The 5308-nt window shown below is 41.2% G+C and carries 6 protein-coding genes; all 6 read left to right on the forward strand.

Annotated elements, in window-relative coordinates; genetic code table 11:
• A partial coding sequence (locus H6S82_RS16655) for an FkbM family methyltransferase (protein ID WP_191056444.1) occupies window positions 1–279 on the forward strand: 279 nt, incomplete at its 5' end.
• Between the two features lie 10 nt (window positions 280–289).
• Window positions 290–1216 carry an FkbM family methyltransferase gene (locus H6S82_RS16660; RefSeq protein WP_190461255.1) on the forward strand — a complete coding sequence of 309 codons (927 nt, stop codon included), beginning with the start codon at window positions 290–292 and terminating at the stop codon, window positions 1214–1216.
• 11 nt (window positions 1217–1227) lie between these two features.
• Window positions 1228–2448 carry a glycosyltransferase family 4 protein gene (locus H6S82_RS16665; RefSeq protein WP_190461257.1) on the forward strand — a complete coding sequence of 407 codons (1221 nt, stop codon included), beginning with the start codon at window positions 1228–1230 and terminating at the stop codon, window positions 2446–2448.
• A 41-nt stretch (window positions 2449–2489) separates the two neighbouring features.
• Window positions 2490–3515 (forward strand): glycosyltransferase family 2 protein, encoded by a 1026-nt coding sequence (locus tag H6S82_RS16670; protein ID WP_190461259.1) that lies wholly within the window; start codon window positions 2490–2492, stop codon window positions 3513–3515.
• A gap of 218 nt (window positions 3516–3733) precedes the next feature.
• A complete protein-coding gene (locus H6S82_RS16675; RefSeq protein ID WP_190461261.1) occupies window positions 3734–4600 on the forward strand; it encodes a hypothetical protein in 867 nt (288 codons plus the stop codon).
• Between the two features lie 10 nt (window positions 4601–4610).
• The coding region (locus H6S82_RS16680; protein ID WP_199317902.1) for a hypothetical protein at window positions 4611–5308 on the forward strand (698 nt) is incomplete at its 3' end.

Below are 5308 nucleotides of genomic sequence, written 5' to 3' on the forward strand. Positions count from 1 at the left end.
GTAGATTTCTTAAAACTAGATATCGAAGGTGCTGAAACGGAGGTAATTAAAGATTGCCAAGATTTATTGGTGAATGTAGACAACTTGTTTGTTGAATATCATTCATTTGCTAATCAACCCCAAACTCTCCATATTATAATAAATATACTCACCAAAGCAGGTTATAGGCTTCATGTTCACCAAATGCGCCCTTCTCTTCAGCCGTTTTATCAGTGCGATGTTTACTCAGGTATGGATATGATCTTGAATATTTTTGCTTTTCGTGAGGATAAGTTTTAGGGTAAATACCATGCAAAGTGCTTTTCAAGAAGTGCAATCAATTGATTTTGTAGATATAGGTTGTAGTGGTTCGTTAGAGGAAAAGTGGGAGCAACTATTTCCTCTGTTATCGTATACTGGATTCGATCCAAATTCAGAAGAATGCCAACGTTTGAGTAGCCTTCCTCACCCGTACAAGAGTGCGAAATATTTCCCCTATGCTATTGCTGGCGAAGAGGGAACAAAAACAATTTACTTGACGGAAAGGGTTGGCTGTTCGTCGCTACTACGCCCAAATCACCAGTGGCTGAACCGTTTTTCATATCACGATTTATTTAAAGAAACGGGAACAAGTTCTGTAGTGTGTACGACTCTTAACGCATTAGCGAACAAAGAAGGTTTGAAAGCCGATATTATCAAGATTGACACTCAAGGGCTGGAATTGCCAATATTACAGTCTGGCGATTTAGTTTTGAAAAATGCGTTTTGCGTAGAAACTGAAACGGGATTTTTAGAAAATTACATAGGGGAAACGACTTATGCCCAAATAGATGAATTTATGCGCTCGAAAGGGTTTATGATGTTTGACATCAAAATTTATAAGGTGGGGCGGAAGAATTCTCTAATTGAATATGGGAAACAACAACCGCTTTGGTGTGAAGCTTTGTGGTTGTTCGATCTCATCGGCCAAGGAAAAAACCCTTCTTTGGAGGAAGCCCTTAAATATTTAACTATTTGTAGGGCAATGAAGTGCTTTGATTATGGATTAGAACTGAGTAGGTATTTTAAAGATCTGGGAATTGTAGATAGAGATATGCTAAATTATCTGGAAAAGCCGGAAAACTGGATAATAAAACCCAAACCACCCACATCAACATTGGGAAAAATTTTGAGATGGCTTCCAGAAGATATAAATAAGAGACTGATGTTTGGATTAAAACAAATTATTGAGGAATAACTAAGTAAAATATGAATGTACTTCAGATCAATCAGTCTGATACTATAGGGGGAGCGGCGATCGCGGCATACCGACTGCACGAAGGGTTGTTAGCTCAAGGTATTGACTCGCGGTTGCTGGTGGGAGAAGTCAAAACAAGCAGCGATCGCGTGGCTGTTGTAACCCGCAAACCGCCCATAGAAAACCAAATTTATCGCTTTAGTTGGCGTCTGGGCTTTAATCATATTCACCTTGTTAGCAGCTTTGATATTCCCAAACACCCTTTTTATCAAAAAGCAGATATTCTCAACTTTCACAATCTTCATACTGGCTACTTTAATTATCTGGCAATTCCCTCATTAACCGCTACAAAACCAGCGGTTTTTACCCTCCACGATATGTGGAGTTTTACAGGTCATTGCAGTTATAGTTATGACTGCGATCGCTGGAAAATAGGCTGTGGAAAATGTCCTTACCCGGATATACATCCAGGGATTAATGTAGATAATACCAGCATAGAATGGAAGCTGAAAGATTGGGTATACAGTCGCTCTAATCTCGCAATTGTGGCTTTGAGTAAATGGCTTTACAACGAAGCCAAGCAGAGTATGCTCAACCGCTTTCCTATTTATCACATACCCAACGGCATCGACACGGAAGTTTACCGACCGCTCGATCGCAAAGAGTGTCGTTCCCTGCTGGGTATACCGACAAACAAAAAAGTTATTATGTTCTCTGCGGCGAGTCTCAAAGATCCGCGCAAAGGCAATGACCTGGTATTGAAAGCGCTACAAAGCCTGCCTGCATCGCTAAAAGCCGAAACCGTACTTTTGATTCTCGGTGATGGCGGTGAAGCGATGGCCGAAGCTGCCGATTTGCCTACTGTCAATCTTGGCTTTGCCAGTGGCGATCGCCTCAAAGCCATTGCCTATTCTACTGCCGATGTATTTGTTTTTCCCACCCGCGCCGATAATTTACCGCTGGTGTTGCAAGAAAGTATGGCTTGTGGTACGCCGATGGTTTCGTTTAAAATAGGCGGAGTTCCGGATCTGGTACGTCCAGGTATCACTGGCTACTTAGCAGCCCCGGACGATATCGAAGACTTTCGTAACGGTATTGTCCAACTATTAGAAGATGAAAATTTACGCGAGCGCATGAGCCAGCAGTGTCGGACGATCGCTCTTCAAGAATACTCTCTGGAACTACAGGCTCATCGATATATTGAATTGTATCGTCAATTGTTGCACAATTAAACTAAATTTTAGTTGCTAGCACTTGCTTTATTTATATTATCATGCCACCCATCGCTAAAGCTCTAACTCTCAAAGACTTACCCGCTCCACCGCCCGATCGAACCGGGTGGCCTTGGACTGAGGAAAGTCAACCATTGCCAGACCGAATGCCCGATCGTTCTGAATGGCCCCGAATCAGTATAGTTACTCCCAGTTATAACTATGGCCACTTTATTGAGGAAACAATACGTTCTGTACTGCTCCAAGGCTATCCAAATTTAGAGTACATTATTATTGATGGTGGTTCTACCGATCGTACAGTTGAAATTATCAAGAAGTATGAAAAGTACATAACATACTGGGTAAGCGAACCAGACGAAGGGCAGACAGATGCTATCAATAAAGGCTTTCAACTGTGTACAGGCCAAATTTTTGCTTGGTTGAATGCAGATTGCTCTTACACTATTTCAGCACTAGAAAAAGTAGTCAACTATTATTTAAACGGCTACAAATTGATTGCTGGAGGATGCGTTGTTGTCTACAATGATGGTCGCGAAGAAGCTGTATATTCTGTACCCACAGATTTTGAACGTTATCTTAAGTTTTGGATTGCAGGTTGCGGTTTCACCCAAGCTGATGTTTTTCTTGACAAAGAGCTAGCAGATGATTGTTTCCCCTTAGACAAAAAACTTTATATGGTCATGGATTACCAATACTTTCTGAGAGCCCTTAGCAAAAACCCCAAACAAATTTATTTGCAGCAAACTTGGTCAAAAGACAAGCTACATGGAAGTAACAAAACATTGATTCCTTATGAAGGAGGAATGGCAGAGTTTAGTCGAGTAGCTTTAGCCGAATCGACACAATTACCTTTGATTCGGCGCATAATTTATAGAATGGACGTAAAAGATTACTTAGTTATCCATTCTTTGACAGATGGTAAATATCCAGATGGGAAAGTGGGTTTATTGACGGCTTTATTTGCCAGACCAACTCTGCTACGGTGGCCAGTTTTTTGGAAGATGGTTATAAAAGCAATTTTCGGCCAGAAAGTATACTCTTGGGTTATGAAATCGGTAGGCCGTTAATGCTTCTCCTAGTGCAGTGCCTACTTAATTGAGTCTAGAGAATCATTGGTGACAATAGGAATTTGGATAAATGTTATGAAAACAAGTTTATTAAATTATTATAGAGCTTGGTTTCCATTAAGTATCAGGGAGCGATTGCGCCCGCTCAAACATCCCGTCAAAACTTTGATAATCTCAGCTATTTCTAAAAGTTACATACTTATTAAAGCCAAGCCAATATGGTGTTACTAAAAGACCCTATACGACTAATAAATGTTGAGTACCGTGCAGCTAGGATGCAGGGATATGCTTTTTGTTCTGTGTATCGTGCAGCACTTCCTTGGATAGTAAAGCGTCCCATCGCCCAATCTCGAAAAGTTCCCGTGAAGGTCTACTCTTTTTCGTGCGATCGCGATTTACCGGAACAGGTAGCGAGTATTCGCTCTTTTGTCCGTTATGTAGGTATTCCTGACCAGTTCATAGTCGTTTCTGACGGTACTTATGCTCCCGATAGCTGTCAGTTGCTTCGCCAAATAAGTCCTTGTGTAGACGTAGTACATATGGACAGCTTGGTCAAAAAAGATTTAATTGAATGTTTGCGTAAATATGCAAATATTCATCCATTGGGTAAAAAGCTTTCTGTCTTAATGTCTATCCCTATTAACCAAACAACTATCTACGCCGATTCAGATATTCTATTTTTTCCGGGTGCTGATGAATTAATTAGTTTGGTAGAAATGGGCGATGGCCAACCCCGCTATTTGCTTGATTGTGCTACCGCCTTAGATGAGCGCTTGCTTGACAATGAATCAGAAAAAGCCAATCCCGTCAACAGTGGATTTATGTTACTAAACAAGCCATTAGATTGGGAGAAGCCTCTAAATCGCTTAGCGCAACTTCAGGAAATTCCTAACTACTTCACAGAACAAACTATGGTGCATTTAACAATGCACTGTAACAAAGCATTGCCTCTCGATCCCACCCGATTTTTAGTGCGTCGTGACGATGAGTTCATTTATGCAGATAAATATGCAGGTAAAACAATAGTTTTAAGGCATTATATTAATCCGGTTAGACATAAGTTTTGGTTGAGTACTAAAATATAATATTTGAACAATGGCTCAAACTTTAAAAATTCTGATGATACTCCATATGCCTTGGCATCGCGACTTGGGAGGTTCGCGAGTTCAACTGGAGTTGGCAGACGAATTTCGGGCAATGGGACATGAAGTGCAGAAATTCGACTATAACGATGCTTTTCCGGAAGAAAATTCATCTTTCTTGCAAAGATTAACTCGTCCCAGTTTTGCAAGTAAAGCAAAAGCTTTTGTGCAGGCAAATGCCCATCGGTTTGATATTATCGACGCTCACCAAGGCAATTTACCTTTTTCTAAGCAAGAATTAGGTATTAAAGGTTTACTTGTTGCCCGTTCCGTGGGATTATATGCCTTTTACGAGGAATTTGCCAAGCAAGAAAAAATTAAATGGCCACCAAAAAGAAAGAAAACTTTGATTGGAAACTGGCTGCGATCTTGGCTGTCTAGAAAGGAAATCTCTGACTGTTTGCCGAGTTTGCAAAACTGCGATGTTATCAACGTGCCCAATCAGGACGAACAAGCCTATGTCCGCGATGTGCTGGGTATGGGAGAGAAGTGTTTTGTCTTTCCCTTCGGACTCTCCCCAAAGCGACAACAAGCATTTGCCCAAGCGGTTCAACCTGCGGCGGTGCGGCTAGCTTCTAAGCAGGTTGTTTTCATCGGTACTTGGGGAGCGCGGAAGGGGGCTAGAGATTTTGCAGAAATTATGATGCGTAC

The organism is Planktothrix sp. FACHB-1355, assembly GCF_014748295.1.
In the GTDB taxonomy this organism is placed as follows: Bacteria; Cyanobacteriota; Cyanobacteriia; order Cyanobacteriales; family Aerosakkonemataceae; genus Aerosakkonema; species Aerosakkonema funiforme_A.

Coding starts and splice junctions, on each gene's coding strand:
- H6S82_RS16660 (WP_190461255.1), top strand. CDS start 290: ATGCAAAGTGCTTTTCAAGAAGTGCAATCAATTGATTTTGTAGATATA.
- H6S82_RS16665 (WP_190461257.1), top strand. CDS start 1,228: ATGAATGTACTTCAGATCAATCAGTCTGATACTATAGGGGGAGCGGCG.
- H6S82_RS16670 (WP_190461259.1), top strand. CDS start 2,490: ATGCCACCCATCGCTAAAGCTCTAACTCTCAAAGACTTACCCGCTCCA.
- H6S82_RS16675 (WP_190461261.1), top strand. CDS start 3,734: ATGGTGTTACTAAAAGACCCTATACGACTAATAAATGTTGAGTACCGT.